The organism is Leptothrix toolikensis (SeqCode), from assembly GCF_057922285.1.
In genome coordinates this window covers 1-18,641 of record NZ_JBYSVC010000046.1, presented here as the reverse complement: position 1 = coordinate 18,641, position 18,641 = coordinate 1, and the positions used below count along the sequence as shown (strand labels likewise).

The following is an 18,641-nucleotide window of genomic DNA, read 5'->3' as shown; positions in this document are numbered from 1 at the left end:
CCGCTGGGACGGCCGGTCACAAAGGCGATGGTGAGCGAGCCCGCGTGCGGATAAGGCACCAACACCGCTTCACGAAAAGCTTGGCCGCTGGACGAAAACAGCGTGTCCGAAACCTGCTTGACCGAGGTGTAGATCGACTTAACGATGGGGATGCGCGAGACCAGCGCATTCCACTGCCGCAAGGACCACTCGCCCACAAAGTTGGTGACGAAAATGCCCGTAAGCAACAGCAGCGACAGCAAAATCGCCACCCCGACGAAGGGAATTTCGACCAGCGCGTGCAAAGGCTCATGGGCGCTGGCCGGCAAGATGGCCGCCATCCCATGCACCAAAACATCAAAGACCCCTTGGAGCAGGTTGATGACCCAACGCACCACCCAAACGGTGATGGCCAACGGCAACCAGGCCAGCAGGCCAGCGATGATGTATTTTTTCACGGGGTCCGTTCAGTGACAGGCACACGAACCGCCACAAGGCGTCGATGGCGCAGAGGCGGCGTCGGAGGAACTACTCGGACTGCTCGTTGCCGCCCCGGCAGCTTCAGCCGCAGCCGGCGCGGTGGTGGCCGCAGTGGCCGTCGCTGCGGCCGCAGTGCCCGGACCATTGCGGAAATCGGTGGCGTACCAACCGGAGCCCTTGAGCTGAAAACCGGCCGCCGTGACTTGCTTGGCAAAGGCCTCGGCCCCACAGGCTGGGCAGAGGGTCAGCACTGGATCAGACAGCTTTTGCAACACGTCTTTGGCATGCCCGCAGGCAGCGCAGCGATAGGCATAGATCGGCATCCCAACCCCTTGAAATCAAATCATCAACAAGCGCGCGAGTATACGAGAGCCCCAAGGCGGAGCCAGTGAACCCAACACCATGCCGATCACCGCCATCACCAAACCGGCCAACTGCGGTGGGAAACCCTGTAAGACGGTCGGCAAGATCATCCCGAGGCCCCACGTCCCTAGGCCCAGCATGATCGACACCAGCGCGCCTTGGGTCGTGGCCCGCCGCCAGTAGAGCCCGGCCGCCAAGGGCACAAAGGCCCCAACAAGCGTGACTTGGTAAGCGCTCGACACCATCTCGTAGATCGAGGTGCCTTGCAAAGCGATGGCGTAGGTACAGACCAACGCACTGAACACCAGCACCGCCACCCGCATGGTCAGCAGCTCTTGGCGGTCGCTTTGCCGGGGGAAGAACTGCCGCCAAATGTTTTCGACAAACGTCACCGACGGGGCCAGCAAAGTGGCTGAAGCGGTCGATTTGAGGGCCGAGAGCAAAGCGCCAAAGAACAGCACCTGCATCGCAAACGGCATGTGCTCCATCACCAAGGTTGGGATGACCTTTTGCGGGTCGTCTTTCATCAGCGCCCCGGCTTGCTCGGGCATGATCAGCAAGGCACTGGTGACGATGAACATGGGCACAAAGGCAAACAGGATGTAGCTCAAGCCGCCGATCACCGGCCCCCGGGTGGCGGCGTATTCATTCTTGGCCGACATGACGCGCTGGAACACGTCTTGCTGCGGAATCGAGCCCAACATCATCGTGACAGCTGCGGCCACAAAGGCCGTGATTTGCGCGAAGGTCGGCTCCGGCAAGAAGCGGAACATGTTTTTGTCCACCATCAGCTGCACCACCCGGTGCGCCCCACCGGCTTGATCGGCCGCGAACAGGGCGATGATCGACAAGCCGACCACCAAGATGATCATCTGAATGAAGTCCGTCACCGCCACCGACCACATGCCGCCAAACAGCGTGTAAGCCAAGATCGACACCGTGCCCAACACCATGCCCACGGGCACGCTGATGCTGCCGCCTGAGAGCAAGTTGAACACCAGCCCCAGCGCGGTGACTTGGGCTGAAACCCAGCCGAGATAGCTCAAGATGATGATGAACGAGCACAGCACTTCCACGCTGCGCCCGTAGCGTTCACGGTAGTAGTCGCTGATGGTCAGCAGCGTCATGCGGTAGAGCTTGGCGGCAAAAAACACCCCGACCAAGATCAGGCAAGTGCCGGCCCCAAAGGGGTCTTCCACCACGCTGCCCAAACCACCATTGACGAACTTGGCCGGGATGCCCAGCACCGTTTCGGCTCCAAACCAAGTCGCGAAGGTGGTGGTGACGATCATCGCTAAAGGCAAATGCCGCCCAGCGATGGCAAAGTCGGCCGTGTTCTTGACCCGCCGGGCCGCCCACAGGCCGATGGTGATCGTGCCCAACAGATAGACAAAAACAAGCGTCAGCAGCATGGGTTCGGCCCTCAAAGCCTCGAAAAACTCAATACGGCAGGCCGGGCCCACCGTGCCAATGCAGCACAAAGCGCACGATCACCGCGCCCAGCACAAAGCCCATCACGATGGAGATCAGCGCCAGCAACAGCCGATTGGTGCGGCGCTGTTCAAGCAACAGGGCGGTCATCACCGCCTCTTGGTTTTGACCGCGCCCCTTGCCGGTTTGCAGGGACAAGGTTTCGTGCATCAGGCGCGGCAAAGCGGGCAAAAACTTGGCGTAGCGCGGTGCTTCGTCCCGGAGGTGATGGAGCAGCGCACGCCAACCGACTTGCTCGTTCATCCAGCGCTCCAAGAAGGGCTTGGCGGTGCTCCACAAATCGAGCTCAGGGTCGAGCTGCCGACCCAAGCCCTCGATGTTGAGCAAGGTTTTTTGCAGCAGCACGAGCTGCGGTTGGATCTCGACGTTGAAGCGCCGCGAGGTCTGGAAAAGCCGCAACAGCACTTGACCCAAAGAAAGGTCTTTGAGCGGCCGGTCGAAATGCGGCTCGCACACCGCCCGCACCGCCCCTTCGAGTTCATCGACCCGGGTGTTGGCGGGCACCCAACCGGACTCAATGTGCAGCTCGGCCACCCGGCGATAGTCACGCTGGAAAAAGGCCAAAAAATTGTGCGCGAGGTAATCCTTGTCGCGCTGATCCAGCGTGCCGACGATGCCAAAGTCCAGCGCGATGTAGCGCCCGAACGTCGCCGGCTCCAAGCTGACTTGGATGTTGCCCGGGTGCATATCGGCGTGGAAAAAGCCGTCGCGGAACACCTGCGTGAAGAAAATCGTCACCCCATCGCGGGCCAACTTGGGGATATCGACACCCGCTGCGCGCAGACGCTCAATCTGGCTGATCTGCACGCCCTTCATGCGCTCCATCACCATCACTTGCGGCGTGCAGTAATCCCACACCATCTCGGGCACCAAGACCAGATCAAGGCCGGCCATGTTGCGCCGCAATTGGGCGGCGTTGGCCGCTTCGCGCACCAAATCAAGCTCGTCGTGCAGGTACTTGTCGAACTCGGCCACCACCTCACGCAGGCGCAAGCGCCGACCGTCTTGCGAGACCTGCTCGACCCAGCCGGCTGCGGTGCGCAGCAGGCCCAGATCGGATTCGATCACGTTGAGCATGCCGGGGCGCAGCACCTTGACCGCGACCTCACGCCCACCATGCAGCCGCGCAAAGTAGACCTGCGCAATCGACGCGCTGGCAATCGGCTCGGTATCGAACTGCTCAAACACCGCATCGATGGGCCGACCAAAGGCGCTCTCGATCAGTGCCCGTGCTTGGTCACCCGGAAACGGTGGCACTTGGTCTTGGAGCTTGGACAACTCATCGGCGATATCGGGGGGCAACAAATCCCGCCGTGTCGAAAGCACTTGACCAAATTTGACAAACACCGGCCCGAGGCGCTCGAAAGCGACGCGCAGCCTCTCACCCCGAGGGGCTTGCTTGCGCCGACCGATCAAGGCCAGACGGGCCAGCAAACGCAACAAGGGATAGTCCAGCGAGGACAGCGCCATCTGGTCCACACCATGACGCAGCAACACCCAACCAATGCGGGCCAGTCGGAAAGCGCGCTTCATGGGGCGCTGGGCGGCATGCCCCGACGCAAGAAGGGCAGCGCACGGCTCAAGGCATCCACAAAGCCTCGGCCAAAACGCATCAGCTGATGCGCCGGAGCGTCGCCGATCAAGCCGGCCAGATCTTCTTCGATCTCCCAGCGCAGGTTTTGCGCCAGCCAAGCCACTTCAGCAGCAAACACCGCATCGCCTTGAATCGCCATCGGCGGCGGGCCGCTGCGGCCGCTCATCAACCACGCCAGCACCGCCTTGGCATCGAGCTGCACCACCAAACCCTCGAAAGAATCACCCGGCTCATCGAGTTCAAACAGCCCAGCAGGCGTGACATGCCAAGCGCCTGCGGGCGGCGGCGGCAACCACGCTGGCCCTCCTGCGGGCCACTCCACACGCACACCGCGCCCCACATGGGCTTGCAGCCGCCGCGTGGCTTCAGGCTCAGCCAGCACGATGTGGTTGAGCAACAGCGTGATGCGAGTCAGGGCTTCACGGCCCAAGGTGGGCACCACGGATTCAAGGAGGTTTTGCAACATCCGCAAATTGTAGGTGGCTGTTCACACTTGCCCCGATGTGTGCTGACACAACGACACATTCCCCCGGGCTGGCTTTGCCAGAATGGGCCAGACGCTTTCAATATCACCATGACCACCATCCTCCTCACCGGCGCGACCGGCTACATCGCTTCCCACACTTGGATCGCCCTGAAGCAAGCCGGCTTCAACGTCGTCGGTGTGGACAACTTCGTCAACAGCTCGCCCGCTGTGTTGAGCCGCTTGGCTGAATTGCTGGGCGAGGCTCCAGTCTTCGAGCAAGGCGATGTCTGCGACGCTCAAACCATGGCCACGATTTTGGCCAAACACCCGGTGGACGCGGTGGTGCATTTCGCCGCCCACAAAGCGGTGGGCGAATCGGTGGCGCAGCCGCTGGAATACTTCCGCAACAACTTGGGCGGCTTGATCAACGTGGCGCAGGCCATGCAAAAGCAAGCCGGGCAACACCAAGGTGTCTTCAAGCTGGTGTTCAGCTCCTCGGCCACGGTCTACGGCACGCCTGAGCGCTTGCCCATCACCGAAGACGCTGCGCTGTCCGCCACCAACCCCTACGGCATGACCAAGCTGTTGGGTGAACAGATGCTGCGCGAGCTCGAACGCTGCGACCCGCGCTGGGGCATCGCTTACCTGCGCTACTTCAATCCGGTGGGCGCGCACCCCAGCGGCCAGATCGGGGAAGACCCACGCGGCGTGCCCAACAACCTCATGCCGTACGTCGCCCAAGTCGCGGTCGGCAAGCGCGAGCGACTGCAAGTCTTCGGCGGTGACTACGACACCCCGGACGGCACAGGCGTGCGCGACTTCATCCACGTGATGGATCTGGCCGAAGGCCATGTGGCGGCACTGCGCCATCTGCTGGCCGACAAGCCCTCGCTCACCGTCAACCTAGGCACGGGCCAAGGCTACAGCGTGCTTGACGTGGTACGGGCCTTCGAGCGCGCCAGCGGCCGCGCCGTGCCTTATCACATCACCGCCCGCCGCCCCGGCGATGTCGGCGCTTGCTACGCCGACCCCAGCCGCGCCCGTGAACTGCTCGGTTGGCAAGCCACACGCAGCTTGGACGATATGTGCATCGACAGCTGGCGCTGGCAGAGCCAGAATCCGCACGGATTCCTCAGCAGCACAGCTTGAACATTGCGCATGAAAATTGATCTCGTCTCCGATATCTCCTGCCCTTGGTGCGCCATCGGGCTGCACGCACTCGAACAAGCGCTCGGGCGCGTGGCCCCGCACATCCAAGCCACGCTGCACGTTCAGCCCTTCGAGCTCAATCCAGCGATGGCGGCCGAAGGCGAAGACATCGTCGAGCACTTGGCGCACAAGTACGGTATCTCCGCCGAGCAGATTGCCGCCAACACCGAGGGCATCCGCCAACGCGGTGCGGCGCTCGGTTTCACCTTCAGCCACGGCAAACGCAGCCGGATCTACAACACCTTTGAGGCTCACCGGCTGCTGCATTGGGCCGGTTTGCAATCGCCTGCGGCCCAGCTCCAACTCAAACACGCCCTGTTTGCGGCCTACTTCACCGAGGGCCTGAACCCCGGCGATCACACGGTGCTGCTGCGCTTGGTCAGCGAGATCGGGCTGGATGTCGAGGCGGCGCAAGCCGTGTTAAGCAGCAACGTCTTCGCCGACGAGGTACGCGAAGCGCAAGCCTTCTATCAACAACAAGGCATCCGCTCGGTACCGGCCGTCATCATCAATGACCGGCACTTGATTTCCGGGGGCCAGCCGGTGGCGGTCTTCGAGCAGGCCTTGCGTCAGATCGCCGCAGCGACGCGCAGCATCTCGGCCCCGAGCGCTTCGGCGGCTTCAATGCCATCGACCCCAGCGGACATGATCCCGCCGGCATAACCGGCACCTTCGCCCGCAGGGTAAAGGCCGCGCACATTCAAGCTTTGATAGTCCCGACCCCGGGTGATGCGCAGCGGCGAGGAGGTGCGCGTTTCAATGCCGGTAAGCACCGCATCCGGCATCGAAAAGCCCCGGATCTGGCGCTCAAAGGCTGGCAAAGCCTCGCGAATCGCCTCCAAGGAGGCCTGCGGCAAACTGCCTCGGCCTGGTTCGGCCAAGTTCGTCAGATACACCCCGGGCTTGTAAGACGGCTCCACACTGCCCAACACTCGGCTGGCTTGGCCTTTGAGGAAGTCACCCACCAACTGAGCGGGCGCTTCATAGGTGCCGCCGCCGAGTTCAAAGGCGCGCGACTCCCAGAAACGCTGAAACCGCATGCCGTCGAGCGGATCCACCACGCCGCTGCCGCCCCGGTCTTGGCGATAGTCCTCGGGGGACAGTCCGACCACGATGCCCGCGTTGGCGTTGCGTTCGTTGCGCGAGTATTGGCTCATGCCGTTGGTCACCACGCGGTGGAGCTCAGAGGTCGCGGCCACCACCGTACCGCCCGGGCACATACAAAAGCTGTACACCGAGCGGCCGTTCTTGGCGTGATGCACCAGCTTGTAGTCGGCGGCCCCCAAGACTGGATGGCCCGCATTGGGGCCAAAGCGCGCTTTGTCGATGATGCTTTGCGGATGCTCAATGCGAAAACCCATCGAAAACGGCTTGGCTTCCATGTAGACGCCACGCTCGGCCAGCATCTCGAAGGTGTCGCGCGCACTGTGGCCCAGCGCCAGCACCACATGATCGGTGCGCAAGGTTTCGCCGCTGGCCACGGTCAGACCGCGCACATGGCCGTCTTCGATCAGCACATCGGTCAGGCGCTGCTGAAAGCGAATCTCGCCGCCCAGCGCTTCGATGTCGGCGCGGATCTTTTCCACCATGCTCACCAGCCTGAAGGTGCCGATGTGCGGCTTGGCGACGTAGAGGATTTCCTCCGGTGCGCCCGCCTTGACGAATTCGGTCAGCACCTTGCGCGTCAGGTGACGCGGATCGCTGATCTGGCTGTAGAGCTTGCCGTCCGAGAAGGTACCGGCCCCACCCTCGCCGAACTGCACGTTCGACTCCGGGTTGAGCACCTTCTTGCGCCACAAACCCCAGGTATCTTGGGTGCGTTCGCGCACCTGTTTGCCACGCTCCAGCACGATCGGGCGCAGCCCCATCTGCGCCAGAATCAGCGCCGCAAAGATGCCGCACGGCCCAAAACCGATCACCACCGGACGCGGCCGGTCCTCGGCTTGAAAGTCCGCCGGTGCGTGCCCGACAAAGCGGTAGGCGGTGTCCGGGGTGAGGCGAATGTGCAAATCGGCGGCCCACCGAGCCAACACCGCAGCCTCATCAGCCTCGGTGCTCAAGGTGCAGTCGATGGTGTAGATCAAGACGATGGCGCTTTTCTTGCGCGCGTCGTAGCTGCGCTTGAACACGGTGAAGGTGCTCAGTAGCGCGTCCGCTATCCCGAGACGGGCCACGATGGCGGGCCGCAGCTCGGTCTCAAGGTGATTCAGGGGCAGGCGTAGTTCGGTGATTCTCAGCATGGGCGCCATTATCTGGGGCCTGATTCCGGGCCACAATGCCGGCCATGAATGCCACGCCCGACATCCTTCAAGACATCCCCGCCTACATGGACCACCTTGGCCGTGCGGCGCGCACCGCCGCCACCGCCATGGCCAAGGCCTCGACAGCTGCCAAAAACCGCACTTTGCTGCGTCTGGCCGAGCTGTTGCGCGCCGACAGCGCCATCACGGCCCTGCAAATCGCCAATGCCCGCGACTTGGACGCCGCCCGCGCGGCCGGTCTGACAGAGCCGATGGTCGATCGGCTCAAGCTCACGCCCAAGGTGATCGCCACCGTCGCCGAAGGCTGCGAGCAACTGGCCGGCATGCCTGATCCGGTCGGTGAAATCCTCCACGTGCGCCAACGTCCCACCGGCATCAGCGTCGGCCAGATGCGCGTGCCGCTGGGCGTGTTCGGCATGATCTTTGAGAGCCGCCCGAACGTCACCATCGAAGCCGCTTCGCTGGCCATCAAGAGCGGTAACGCCTGCGTGCTGCGTGGCGGCTCGGAGGCCATTCACTCCAATCTGGCCTTGTGGCAACTGGTGCAACAGGCCTTGGTCGATGCTGGCCTGCCCGCCACAGCGGTGCAGCTGGTTGAGACCACCGACCGCGCCGCCGTCGGCCGTCTGATCGCCATGCCCGAATTTGTCGATGTGATCATCCCGCGCGGTGGCAAGGGCTTGATTGAGCGCATCAGCGCTGAGGCCAAAGTGCCGGTGATCAAGCATCTGGACGGCAACTGCCACACCTACGTCGATGCCGAGGTCGATCTGGCCCTGGCGCTCAAGGTCACCGACAACGCCAAGACCCAAAAGTACAGCCCCTGCAACGCCACCGAGTCCCTGCTGGTACACACCGCGCAGGCGGCACGTTTCCTGCCCGAGATCGGTGCCATCTTCGCCGCCAAGGGCGTAGAAATGCGCTGCTGCCCGGCGGCTAAGGCGATTCTGAGCGGCGTACCGGGGGCCAAGGTGCTTGACGCGGTGGAAAGCGACTGGTCGGAGGAATACCTCGCCCCGATCATCAGCGTGAAGGTGGTGGCGCATCTTGACGAGGCGATCCATCACATCAACCGCTACGGCTCGCACCACACCGACGCCATCCTGACCATCCACCATCCCAACGCCATGCGCTTTTTGCGCGAGGTCGATTCAAGCAGCGTGATGGTCAACACCAGCACACGCTTTGCCGACGGCTTTGAGTACGGCTTGGGCGCGGAAATCGGCATCTCGACCGACAAGTTCCACGCCCGAGGCCCTGTGGGACTCGAAGGCCTGACCTCGCTCAAATACGTGGTGCTCGGTCAGGGCGAAGTGCGCAGCTGAGTCGTGCTCAAACGCAATCACAAACCGGCCAGCCTCACGGCAACCCGTTGATCCGGGCGTCCTTGGGGTAACTGAGCACATAGTCGGCGCTGAGACGCTGCGCAGCACCCGGCTCCAGCGCCAGCTCCCAAGCGATCACGCCGGGCTGCTTGCGCCAGCTCTCCACCGTGGGCTTGGGGTTGAATTGACTCTGAACCTTGATGTCCTCATGGCGCGCGACCGGGCTGGCTTCAAGCACTTGCACCGCCACACGGCGCTGATGCAGGTTCTCGATGCGATACACCCGACCGAGCTTGTGCTCTGCCCGGTTGCCGATGAAACCCGCCGCGCCGGCATGGCGTTGTTCGGGCTCGGTGCTGACACGCACCTGCTCGTCAGGGCCAAAGAACAGATCCAACTGCTCTTGGCGGGCGATGTGCAGCTGGTTTTGCCCCACAAAAGAGCCATCCCGGAACAGCTGGACTTGGCCTGGAGGCCAAACGCCATCGGGCCGAGCACTCTCAGCCACCAAATAGGCCGTCGCCTCAGCATGCGGCTGCGTGCGCACCCACACACGCGTGTCAAGCAACACCTGCCCCAACACCAAGGCAATACGTTGCCCGTCGGCAGCCACCGAGGCGCGGCCCGGCACTTCGAACTCGGTGGCGAACTCACCTTGGAAAACACTCACATCAAACCCCGGGTCTTCCACCGCCTGCTCCAGGCCACCGCCCTTAGCAGCCATCAGCGCGGAGGGGGCCGACATCGCCATGACCGCACGCGGCATGACGTCCAGGCTCACCGGGGGCAAAAGGTCCAGCGTCCAAACATGGGGCAGAGGCATGCTGGTGGCCTGACGAGGCTGGGTGGTCGAAAGGCGCAGCTTCACGCCGCTCCAATCCTCACCGCTGGACTGCGCCACCTGCGCGTGGCGTTCGAGTCGCACTTGACCAGAGACCGTGTCGAGATGGGCCCGGTAGACCGGCTCCCAGCCGGCATGCGGGGTGCGATAGCTCAGGCGCAATTCAGCATCCCGGCTGGCCGATAGTCGCACCAAGACCGTGCGCAATTGCGGGTTGGCTTGCTGAAGCCGGTTGCGCTCAGCCAGCAAAGGCGCAAGCTGCCGATCCAGTTCTTCCTTGCGACGCTGCAAGGGATACTGGCGCTGCATGTTCTCCAAGGCCGTGCGGCGCAAAGCCTCGGTGGTCACGGCTATCGGCGTCGGGGGCGACGCGGTGCTTCCACGGCCCTCGGTCGCGCCGTATTGCCTCAAGTAGCCCAACGCCACCTCGTGGGCCGCGATATCCGCCACCAAGGCCGCGCCCTGATCTTCCAGCTCACGGATACGTTGATCGAGCGGCGTGATGGCGCATTCAGGCAGGCTGGCACGCGGCACGGTTTGGACCGTGATCTCACCAATACGCACGCCCGCTGCGGCTTGGAGCTGCAAGGAATCAGCCTCGAAACGCTCGCTCAAACAACTCAAGCGCAGCTCTTTCTGGCCCGCTTTGACCGCGACCACACGCTCGACCGTTGCCCCACCGGGGTACACCAAGACCTGATCCACACGGCTGGTATCGGCATGGGTGTCGGCCTGCACCCAAACCGGCCAAAGCACGGGCATGACAGCCCACAAGATGAGCAATTTCTTCATAGGAAGCCCCCAATCGATGGTCGGCGGAACATACCATGGCACCCCATGAGCTCGACCATCCCCCTTTCACAACGCAAAGCGCTGGTGCTGTTCTCCGGCGGCCAAGATTCGACCACTTGCCTCGCTTGGGCGCTTGACCGTTTTGCCGAGGTCGAGACCCTCGGCTTCGACTACGGCCAGCGCCACCACGTCGAACTGACGTGCCGACTAAACGTGCTGCGCGAACTGCGCGCGCAGTTTCCAGCATGGAAAAAACGCCTCGGAGACGATCACGTTCTGGACTTGCGACTGCTGAGCCAAATCTCAGACACCGCCATGACCGCCGAGCGGGCCATTGAGATGCAGGCCAACGGTTTACCCAACACTTTTGTACCGGGTCGAAACTTGCTCTTCTTGAGCTTTGCGGCCACTTTGGCCTATCGACGCGGGGCCTCCGTGCTGGTGGGCGGCATGTGTGAGACCGATTACTCCGGCTACCCGGACTGTCGTGACAACACCCTGAAGGCGTTGCAAGTCGCACTCTCGCTCGGGCTTGATGGGCCCATGACCATCGAAACGCCGCTGATGTTTCTCACCAAAGCTGAAACGTGGGCTTTGTCCGATGCGTTGGGTGGGCCAAGGCTGAACGAACTGATCATCGAACACACCCACACGTGCTATTTGGGTGATCGCAGCCAGCGCCACCCTTGGGGCTGGGGCTGCGCAAGCTGCCCGGCGTGCGTGCTGCGCGCCACGGGCTACCGTGCATGGCGGCCTCCCAGCCACCCTGTTTAAGGTGTTGTGCCTACTCCTTGTCTAGCCATAAGCAAAAAACCATCGGGCTGCGTTAAAGTGCCGCCGTTCCCGATCAAAAAAGTAAAAATCAAGTTACAAATTCACGATCCGTCACGCCGGGGGAGATCAATACCCTGACGCCAACGGAGTGAAAAATGAGTATTGGACTGATTGTTGTGATCACCTTTGGGGTGATCTGGGGGCTTTGGACCCTGGCTGCTTATGTCCGCCTAGTGCGCTTACGCGATGGCATTGCGCGCGCTTTTTCGGTGCTGGTGGGCCAGCTCAAAGAGCGCCATGCCTTGGCGGACACGCTGGTGCATGTGCATGCTGATATGCCTTTGGCACTCAAGCATGCCACCGACGCCGTGCTCATCGCACATCGCCATGCCAGCGCATCGTGTGAGGTCGCAGCACCGCGCTCCTTGGTCGCTGGCCCTGTGCGGCAAATGGCTTTGGCTGAAGAGTCTTTGGGCCATGCCCTGAGCCACTGGCAACGCCACCTCAGCGGTACGACGTGGGCGGACCAAGCCGAACCCTTCATCGTCCTGCAAACCCGGATTGATGCCGCCCAGCAGGCCTACAACACCGCCGCGTTGGCGTATCACGACGCTTTGCAGCCGCTCCCCACAGCCGTGATCGCCAACCTGTTCCACTTTGATCCCGTCAGTGTGATGGTGTTGCGAACAACACGACACGCGGGTTGAGCTGAGGTGGCGTTTCGTGATGTTTTTGAGAGTCGGCGTGCTTTTGTAAAAAATTGGTAATTTCATGCATGTCAGTGTGTAGACACTGTCGTCATGTTTCATCTGACCTCTGCCGTCCAGACGGCTCACCGGAAGTACGCCCGCTCCACGCCGTGGCATCGGCCCGGTGAGGCGACGGCCCGTGCAGCACTGTTGCGTCTTCAGGATCGGCAGCAAATTCGAGCTGCCGTGCTGGCTTTGATCCTGACGCCGGGCAGTCACCTTGAACATCAATGTTGGTCAGAAGAAACGGCCCAAGTCGCCACAGCACTGTCCCTGCATCGGCAAACCACCCAGCTCAGCCCGATGAGCCGAATTCCCGTACTGGAAGCCCTGCTCAAGCAAGTGGCCAGTGAGCCCGCTCAAAGCCGCTCGCAATTTCGCCTGAGTGCGCGCCGCATCATGTGCGCCGATGGTCTGGTGGGGCCCTTGGATCGCTTGCACTGGTTGTTGATCCGACATCTGACCTATGCCGATGATCAGCCGCACACTTTTACGGATATCCCATCGCGCCTGCCGCATCAAGAAGACGTGGTGAAGCTCGACATGCACCAGAAAAAAGCATGGTCGGAATGGACAGCTTATCTCGCACGCATGGTGCCTAGGCCCGAGGCGGCGAGCAGCTCCATCGAAGCGGGTGTCCATGCTGAAGGCATGGCTTGGTATGCCCGTGTCACTGCGCGAATCTGGCCTCAAGGGGATGCACCGGCTTTCCATGCGCCTGACGGCGATCAACTCGTCAACGCCCTGTTCGAGCTTCAGGCGCTGCCTCGAAGCCTGCGCCCCTTGATCGCCAGCACGTGGCTGGACTGTCTGCCCACCCAACCCTCGGGCGACCCACAACTGCATCCAAGTGCTGCGGAGGCCTTGCGCATTGCCTGCCGACTCATCGAAGTCCCACTGCCTGCGGCGCTCGAAGCGATCTTCATTTGATCTCCCCTTAGACTCGGGCGGGTGATTGCCAAAACCCCTACCCCCCCCCACGGACCGGCGCTGTCCCTCTTGCTTGAGCAAGCCGCTCGCTTGCTTCAAGCCGTCCGCGCTGGTCGCTCGCTGACCGAAGCGCTGCAAGGCTGCCCTTCGGAGCTGCGCCCCGGTGCGCAAGCGCTGATTTTTCATACCTTGCGCCATGTTGGCGGGGCGGAAGCGGCGCGCAACCGCCTCGTGCCCAAGGCACCGCCACCCGCCGTGGACAGCGTGCTGATCACCGCCTTGGCCTTGCTCTGGCCCAGCAGCACCCAACCACCGCCCTACACCGATCACACCTTGGTTGATCAGGCCGTCGAGTGCGTGCGCCTGCGCCAACCGGGCAGCGCAGGGTTCATCAATGCCGTGCTGCGCCGCTTCCTGCGTGAACGTCACCTCTTGGTCGAACAACTCCAAGCCACGGACCCCGTGGCGCGCTACCAACATCCCAAGTGGTGGATCGACAAAGTGCGTCAAGACTGGCCTGAGCAAGCCTCGGCGCTGCTCGAAGCTGCCAACGTGCAGCCGCCCATGACGCTGCGCGTCAATGCCCGCCACAGCAACGCCACTCGCTACGCTGAAGCACTGGCCCAAGTGGGTATCGACGCCAAGGTGGTGGGCTCGCACGCCTTGGTGTTGGCGCAGGCCGTGCCCGTGCATCGCCTGCCAGGCTTCGAGCAGGGTCATGTTTCGGTGCAAGACGAGTCCGCCCAACTCGCCGCCCCTTTGCTGCTTGGAGAAGGGGCCGATGCCCTGCCCGCCAAGTCGCGGGTGCTGGATGCTTGCGCCGCGCCCGGGGGCAAAACCGCCCACTTGCTGGAGCTTCAGGATCTGGATCTGCTGGCGCTTGACGTGGACAGCGAGCGCCTCACCAAGGTGGCCCAAACCCTGGAGCGCCAAGGTCTGCGCGCTACGCTGCGCGTTGGGGACGCCGCCCAGCCAAGCACGTGGTGGGATGGTCGGCCCTTTGACGCTATCTTGCTCGATGCCCCATGCAGCGCCTCAGGCATCGTGCGCCGGCACCCGGATATCCGCTGGCTGCGCCGACCTACGGATATCACCACGCTAGCTCGTACCCAAGCGCGCCTGCTGGACGCGCTCTGGCCGCTGCTCGCCCCGGGAGGCCGTCTGATTTACGCCACGTGTTCCTTGTTCCGCGCCGAAGGCACCGAACAGATTGACGCTTTTTTGCAACGCACCCCCCATGTGATCCGGCGTCCCGCCCCCGGACATCGGCTCTTGCTCGGAGAGAATGCCAGCGGGTCCGTGAAAAATGATTCAGAAGCTGGGGACAGCTTCTATTACGCACGGCTCGACAAACCCGGCTCGGCCGGCCCTTCGATCTGATGATGCCTGTTACGTGCTCCCGAGCCCCGAGATCCTATGGACCGAGCGCCGATCCAGCCCCCTTCGGCGCGGGCTCATACGTTGCTTCTTGGTTGGTTTTTGGATCTGGTTGTGCTTGAGCTGGGTGGCTTCACCCGCCCAAGCGCGCCCAGAGACCATCGAGCTGCAACACATCGAGGCCCATCGTCAGGATGGCAACCTCGCATTGACCTTCGAGACGCGCTTTGAGCTTTCCCCCAGCGTCGAGGACGCCCTGCAAAAAGGGGTTTCGTTGTACTTTGTGGCCGAAGCCGAGGTGCAACTGTCGCGCTGGTATTGGTTTGACCGCACCTTGCTGAAAACCCGGCGGGCTTGGCGGCTGAGCTATCAGCCCCTCACGCTCAACTACCGGGTCCAGTTGGGCGGCTTGTCGCAAACCTATGCCACCTTGGACGAAGCCCTTAAGACCTTGCAACGGAGCAAGAACTGGCACCTCAACGAGCCGCCCATGTCACTCGATGATGGACCGCTCCATATTGAGTTCTCGTATCGTTTGGATGCCAGCCAATTGCCTCGCCCCTTGCAACTGAGCATCGGTACACAGCGTGACTGGCATTTGCACGTCCAGCGCAGCTTGGACTTGCCCGCCACAACCCGTTGATGGGGTTGCCTGACTTTGTTTCTTTCTGCCGTTGCCGTCTCATGATGCCCATACGCTCTACGCGCTGGATCGGTTGGATGGTGTTGGGTGCCACGCTTGCAGCGGCCCTTGCATTGATCTTCCTGCTCACCATTGCCACCCAAAATCTGGCCCGCTACGAGCGGCATTTCGACTGGTTGCTGAGCATCAACATCGGCGTAGCGGCCATTTTGGGCTTGGCCGTGGTGGTCACGGGGCTACGCTTGATCAAGCGGGTACGCAACGGCCAATTCGGCAGCCGATTGCTGCTCAAACTGGCCGCCACGTTTGCGTTGGTCGGTGCCGTGCCGGGCACGTTGATCTACTTGGTGTCGTACCAGTTCGTCTCGCGCAGCATCGAGAGCTGGTTCGATGTCGAGATTGAGCAAGCCTTGGAATCGGGCCTGAGTCTGGGCCGCACCAGCTTGCAAGTGCTCAGCAGTGGTATCGGCAACAAGACACGCTTGGCTGCCGAACGCATGGCCGAGGCCCCGGAGTCGCAGCAGATCGTCTCGCTAGAGCGTCTGCGCGAACAACTTGGGGCCTACAACGTTTTACTCTTGTCCGATAGCGGCCAAATCTTGGCCTCGGCCAACAGCTCGATTGAAGACCATTTCCTCCCCACGCGCCCCACGCCCGCCTTGCTGCGTCAAGCCCGTTCGCTACGGGTTCACACCAGCGTGGAAGGCTTGGAAGAACACGACCCAGACAGCAGCGGTATCCAGCCGGCCCCCGTCAACGCCCGCATCCAAGCTTTGGCTTGGATCCCTTCCAACACCTTTGCGCTCAATGGGCATGAGCGCTATTTGCAAGTCACCCAGCAGATCCCCATCGAGTTGGCCACCAACGCCTTGGCCGTAGCCTCAGCCTACAAGGAGTACCAACAGCGCATGCTGGGCCGGTTGGGCCTGCGCAAGATGTACATCGGCACCCTCACGCTTACCCTGATCTTGGCCCTGTTTTGTGCCTTGCTCATGGCGGCAGCCCTGGGTCAGCAACTGGCCCGGCCCCTGCTGCTGTTGGCCGAGGGCGTCAATCAGGTGGCCCAAGGCGACTTGCGACCCAAGGCGGTGTTTGCCTCACGCGATGAGCTCGGCGGCCTGACGCGCTCCTTTGCGCTGATGACCCAACAACTCGACGATGCCCGCACACAGCTCCACACCAGCCTGACCGAACTTGAAAGCGCACGTACCCATTTGCAAACGATTCTCGACAATCTCACCGCAGGTGTGATCGTGTTCGACCTAGAAGGACACATGGATACAGTCAATCCAGGTGCCCTGCGTATCCTGCGCGCTCCTCCGTGGCCCGCTTGGCGTGGTCAACGACTGGATCAAATTCCCGGCTTGTCCGGCCTTGCCCAAGCCATCGAACAGCGCTTTACGGCCCACGCGCACACCCATGAACCCGATAGCGCCGACCCTGATCACTGGCAAGATGCCCTCGAACTTCAGGCGCAAGCCGAGCACGATGTGCTGACCCTGCTCGTTCGCGGTGCCTCCTTGCCCAGCAAAACCCGTTTGATCGTTTTTGACGACATCAGCGATGTGGTTTCCGCTCAGCGCAGCGTCGCTTGGGCTGAAGTGGCACGGCGCTTGGCGCATGAAATCAAGAATCCGCTCACCCCGATTCAGCTCTCGGCCGAACGCATGCAGCACAAACTGGAAAGCCGCCTTGAAGGGACGGACCGCCAACTGCTGGTGCGATCCGTGGCCACCATCGTGGCGCAAGTGCAGTCCATGAAGCAGTTGGTCAACGAGTTCCGGGATTACTCCCGTCTGCCTTCGGCCAACTTGAGCCCCTTGGATCTGAATGAACTGGTGGCTGAGGTGTTGGCGCTGTATGGCAACGCCTTAGAAACCGGCTTGTTGCGGGCCGATACCGCCCCGGATCTGCCCACCATTCAAGGCGACACCAGCCAACTGCGTCAAGTCATCCACAACCTGGTTCAAAACGCCCTTGATGCCGTGGCAAGCCGCCCTGAAGGCCGGGTCGTGGTCCGAACCGAGATGGTCAGCAACGAGCACGGCGAGGTGCGATCTGTGCGACTCAAGGTGATCGACAACGGTCCAGGTTTCTCCGACAAGGTCCTGAAACGGGCCTTCGAGCCTTACATCACCACCAAACCCAAAGGGACCGGACTCGGTTTGGCCGTGGTCAAGAAAATCGCGGATGAACACCGCGCACGTGTAAGAATTCAGAATCTTGGTGACGAGATAGGTACTTTTGGTGGCGAATTCACGGGAAATGGCGCGCAAGTTTCGATAACATTTATGCGTTCGGCCATCGGAGCAACTGCCCCGACACAGGCCCGGATTCACAATTCAGCAACCATGATTACCGGCCCAAGGGCATCCTGAAATCCATGGCCACTATTCTTGTCGTCGATGATGAACTGGGCATTCGTGCCCTGCTGTACGAAATCCTCACGGACGAGGGACACGCTGTTGAGCTGGCTGAAAACGCGGCTCAAGCGCGTGCCATCCGCGAGTTGAAACGGCCCGATCTGGTGCTCTTGGACATCTGGATGCCGGATGTCGATGGCATCACGCTCCTGAAAGAATGGAGTACGGGTGGCGCACCCCTCAACATGCCCGTCATCATGATGTCCGGTCACGGCACCATCGACACCGCTGTCGAGGCGACCAAGTACGGTGCCATCGCCTTTCTCGAAAAACCCATCACGCTGCAAAAGCTGCTGCGGGCGGTCGAGCAAAGTCTGGCCAAAGCCAGCCAGAAACCCGCCGCCCCAACGGCACCCGCGCCGCTTATCCCCGGCAACACCGCAGCACTCAACGCCGTTTCGATCACGCACGGTTTTGATCGGGCCAACGCCAGCAACGGTGACGGGATGATCGGCAGCATGATCACGACGCCATCCCCGGCTTTGGGCCTGAACAGCGCCGCGCAACTCAACGGCCTGAGCGATGCCCTGCCCCTCTTGATGAATCACAACGGGCCAGCTTGCGAGCAGCGCTTTGCGCTCAACAAGCCCCTGCGTGAGGCCCGGGATGCTTTCGAAAAAGCCTATTTCGAATTTCATCTGGCCACCGAGAACGGCAGCATGACCCGCGTGGCCGAGCGCACGGGTCTAGAACGCACACATCTCTACCGCAAACTCAAGCAACTTGGCGTTGATCTCTCCCGGAGCCGTCGCAGCGGTCACTGAGCGATTTCTCATACGTCCATACAAATTTCTTTGTAAATATCAAAAATTCAGGCTACACTTCCGCCTCTGTTTTGGCCAAGTAGCTCAGTCGGTAGAGCAGCGGATTGAAAATCCGCGTGTCGGTGGTTCGATTCCGCCCTTGGCCACCAAATAAGCCCCCGCATCACAGCGCATGGCACC

Annotated in this window: 17 protein-coding genes and 1 tRNA gene; 11 read left to right on the top strand and 7 right to left on the bottom strand. The window is 61.9% G+C overall.

What is annotated here, in order from left to right:
- From AC3VI7_RS08340 to AC3VI7_RS08320, 5 genes are all read right to left on the bottom strand, one after another.
- The coding region (locus AC3VI7_RS08340) for a DUF502 domain-containing protein (RefSeq protein WP_489671458.1) at positions 1-437 on the bottom strand (437 nt) is incomplete at its 3' end.
- A 9-nt stretch (positions 438-446) separates the two neighbouring features.
- Complete coding sequence (locus tag AC3VI7_RS08335; RefSeq protein ID WP_489668501.1) at positions 447-782, bottom strand: FmdB family zinc ribbon protein; 336 nt, start codon at positions 780-782, stop codon at positions 447-449.
- A 15-nt stretch (positions 783-797) separates the two neighbouring features.
- Positions 798-2,234, bottom strand: a complete 1,437-nt coding sequence (locus AC3VI7_RS08330) for a high affinity choline transporter 1 (protein WP_489668500.1) — start codon at positions 2,232-2,234, stop codon at positions 798-800.
- Positions 2,235-2,262: 28 nt separating this feature from the next.
- Positions 2,263-3,846, bottom strand: coding sequence for a ubiquinone biosynthesis regulatory protein kinase UbiB (ubiB, locus tag AC3VI7_RS08325; protein WP_489668499.1), 1,584 nt, complete (start codon positions 3,844-3,846; stop codon positions 2,263-2,265).
- Positions 3,843-4,373: a hypothetical protein gene (locus tag AC3VI7_RS08320; RefSeq protein ID WP_489668498.1), complete on the bottom strand. Its 531-nt coding sequence runs from the start codon at positions 4,371-4,373 to the stop codon at positions 3,843-3,845. The genes ubiB and AC3VI7_RS08320 overlap by 4 nt, the downstream gene beginning before the upstream one ends.
- A 108-nt stretch (positions 4,374-4,481) precedes the next feature.
- Between AC3VI7_RS08320 and galE the strand changes: the two genes are divergently transcribed.
- Both galE and AC3VI7_RS08310 read left to right on the top strand, forming a co-directional pair.
- Positions 4,482-5,522 carry a UDP-glucose 4-epimerase GalE gene (gene galE / locus AC3VI7_RS08315; RefSeq protein WP_489668497.1) on the top strand — a complete coding sequence of 347 codons (1,041 nt, stop codon included), beginning with the start codon at positions 4,482-4,484 and terminating at the stop codon, positions 5,520-5,522.
- 9 nt (positions 5,523-5,531) lie between these two features.
- Complete coding sequence (locus AC3VI7_RS08310) at positions 5,532-6,245, top strand: DsbA family oxidoreductase (RefSeq protein WP_489668496.1); 714 nt, start codon at positions 5,532-5,534, stop codon at positions 6,243-6,245.
- Here AC3VI7_RS08310 and AC3VI7_RS08305 read toward each other — a convergent pair.
- On the bottom strand, positions 6,152-7,822 hold the full coding sequence (locus AC3VI7_RS08305; RefSeq protein ID WP_489668495.1) for an NAD(P)/FAD-dependent oxidoreductase: 1,671 nt from the start codon (positions 7,820-7,822) through the stop codon (positions 6,152-6,154). The two genes, AC3VI7_RS08310 and AC3VI7_RS08305, sit on opposite strands and share 94 nt — an antisense overlap.
- 86 nt (positions 7,823-7,908) lie before the next feature.
- Here AC3VI7_RS08305 and AC3VI7_RS08300 point away from each other — a divergent pair, with 86 nt between their 5' ends.
- The gene (locus tag AC3VI7_RS08300; RefSeq protein WP_489668568.1) at positions 7,909-9,168 is read left to right on the top strand and encodes a glutamate-5-semialdehyde dehydrogenase; all 1,260 of its coding nucleotides are present in this window, start codon (positions 7,909-7,911) and stop codon (positions 9,166-9,168) included.
- Positions 9,169-9,202: 34 nt separating this feature from the next.
- Here the strand turns inward: AC3VI7_RS08300 and AC3VI7_RS08295 are convergent, their stop codons facing one another.
- The gene (locus tag AC3VI7_RS08295) at positions 9,203-10,801 is read right to left on the bottom strand and encodes a DUF4139 domain-containing protein (RefSeq protein WP_489668494.1); all 1,599 of its coding nucleotides are present in this window, start codon (positions 10,799-10,801) and stop codon (positions 9,203-9,205) included.
- A 45-nt stretch (positions 10,802-10,846) separates the two neighbouring features.
- Here AC3VI7_RS08295 and queC point away from each other — a divergent pair, with 45 nt between their 5' ends.
- The 8 genes from queC (at position 10,847) to AC3VI7_RS08255 (ending at position 18,610) form a co-directional block, all read left to right on the top strand.
- Positions 10,847-11,575, top strand: coding sequence for a 7-cyano-7-deazaguanine synthase QueC (gene queC, locus AC3VI7_RS08290; protein WP_489668493.1), 729 nt, complete (start codon positions 10,847-10,849; stop codon positions 11,573-11,575).
- A gap of 155 nt (positions 11,576-11,730) precedes the next feature.
- A complete protein-coding gene (locus AC3VI7_RS08285; RefSeq protein ID WP_489668492.1) occupies positions 11,731-12,282 on the top strand; it encodes a LemA family protein in 552 nt (183 codons plus the stop codon).
- Positions 12,283-12,375: 93 nt separating this feature from the next.
- Positions 12,376-13,254, top strand: a complete 879-nt coding sequence (locus tag AC3VI7_RS08280; RefSeq protein WP_489668491.1) for a hypothetical protein — start codon at positions 12,376-12,378, stop codon at positions 13,252-13,254.
- A gap of 24 nt (positions 13,255-13,278) precedes the next feature.
- Positions 13,279-14,634, top strand: a complete 1,356-nt coding sequence (gene rsmB / locus AC3VI7_RS08275) for a 16S rRNA (cytosine(967)-C(5))-methyltransferase RsmB (protein ID WP_489671459.1) — start codon at positions 13,279-13,281, stop codon at positions 14,632-14,634.
- Between the two features lie 124 nt (positions 14,635-14,758).
- A complete protein-coding gene (locus AC3VI7_RS08270) occupies positions 14,759-15,274 on the top strand; it encodes a DUF4390 domain-containing protein (RefSeq protein ID WP_489668567.1) in 516 nt (171 codons plus the stop codon).
- A 44-nt stretch (positions 15,275-15,318) separates the two neighbouring features.
- Complete coding sequence (locus AC3VI7_RS08265; protein ID WP_489668489.1) at positions 15,319-17,652, top strand: sensor histidine kinase; 2,334 nt, start codon at positions 15,319-15,321, stop codon at positions 17,650-17,652.
- Positions 17,653-17,657: 5 nt separating this feature from the next.
- Positions 17,658-18,461 carry a response regulator gene (locus AC3VI7_RS08260; protein ID WP_489668488.1) on the top strand — a complete coding sequence of 268 codons (804 nt, stop codon included), beginning with the start codon at positions 17,658-17,660 and terminating at the stop codon, positions 18,459-18,461.
- 73 nt (positions 18,462-18,534) lie between these two features.
- Positions 18,535-18,610, top strand: a tRNA-Phe gene (locus AC3VI7_RS08255).
- Positions 18,611-18,641 lie beyond the last annotated feature (31 nt).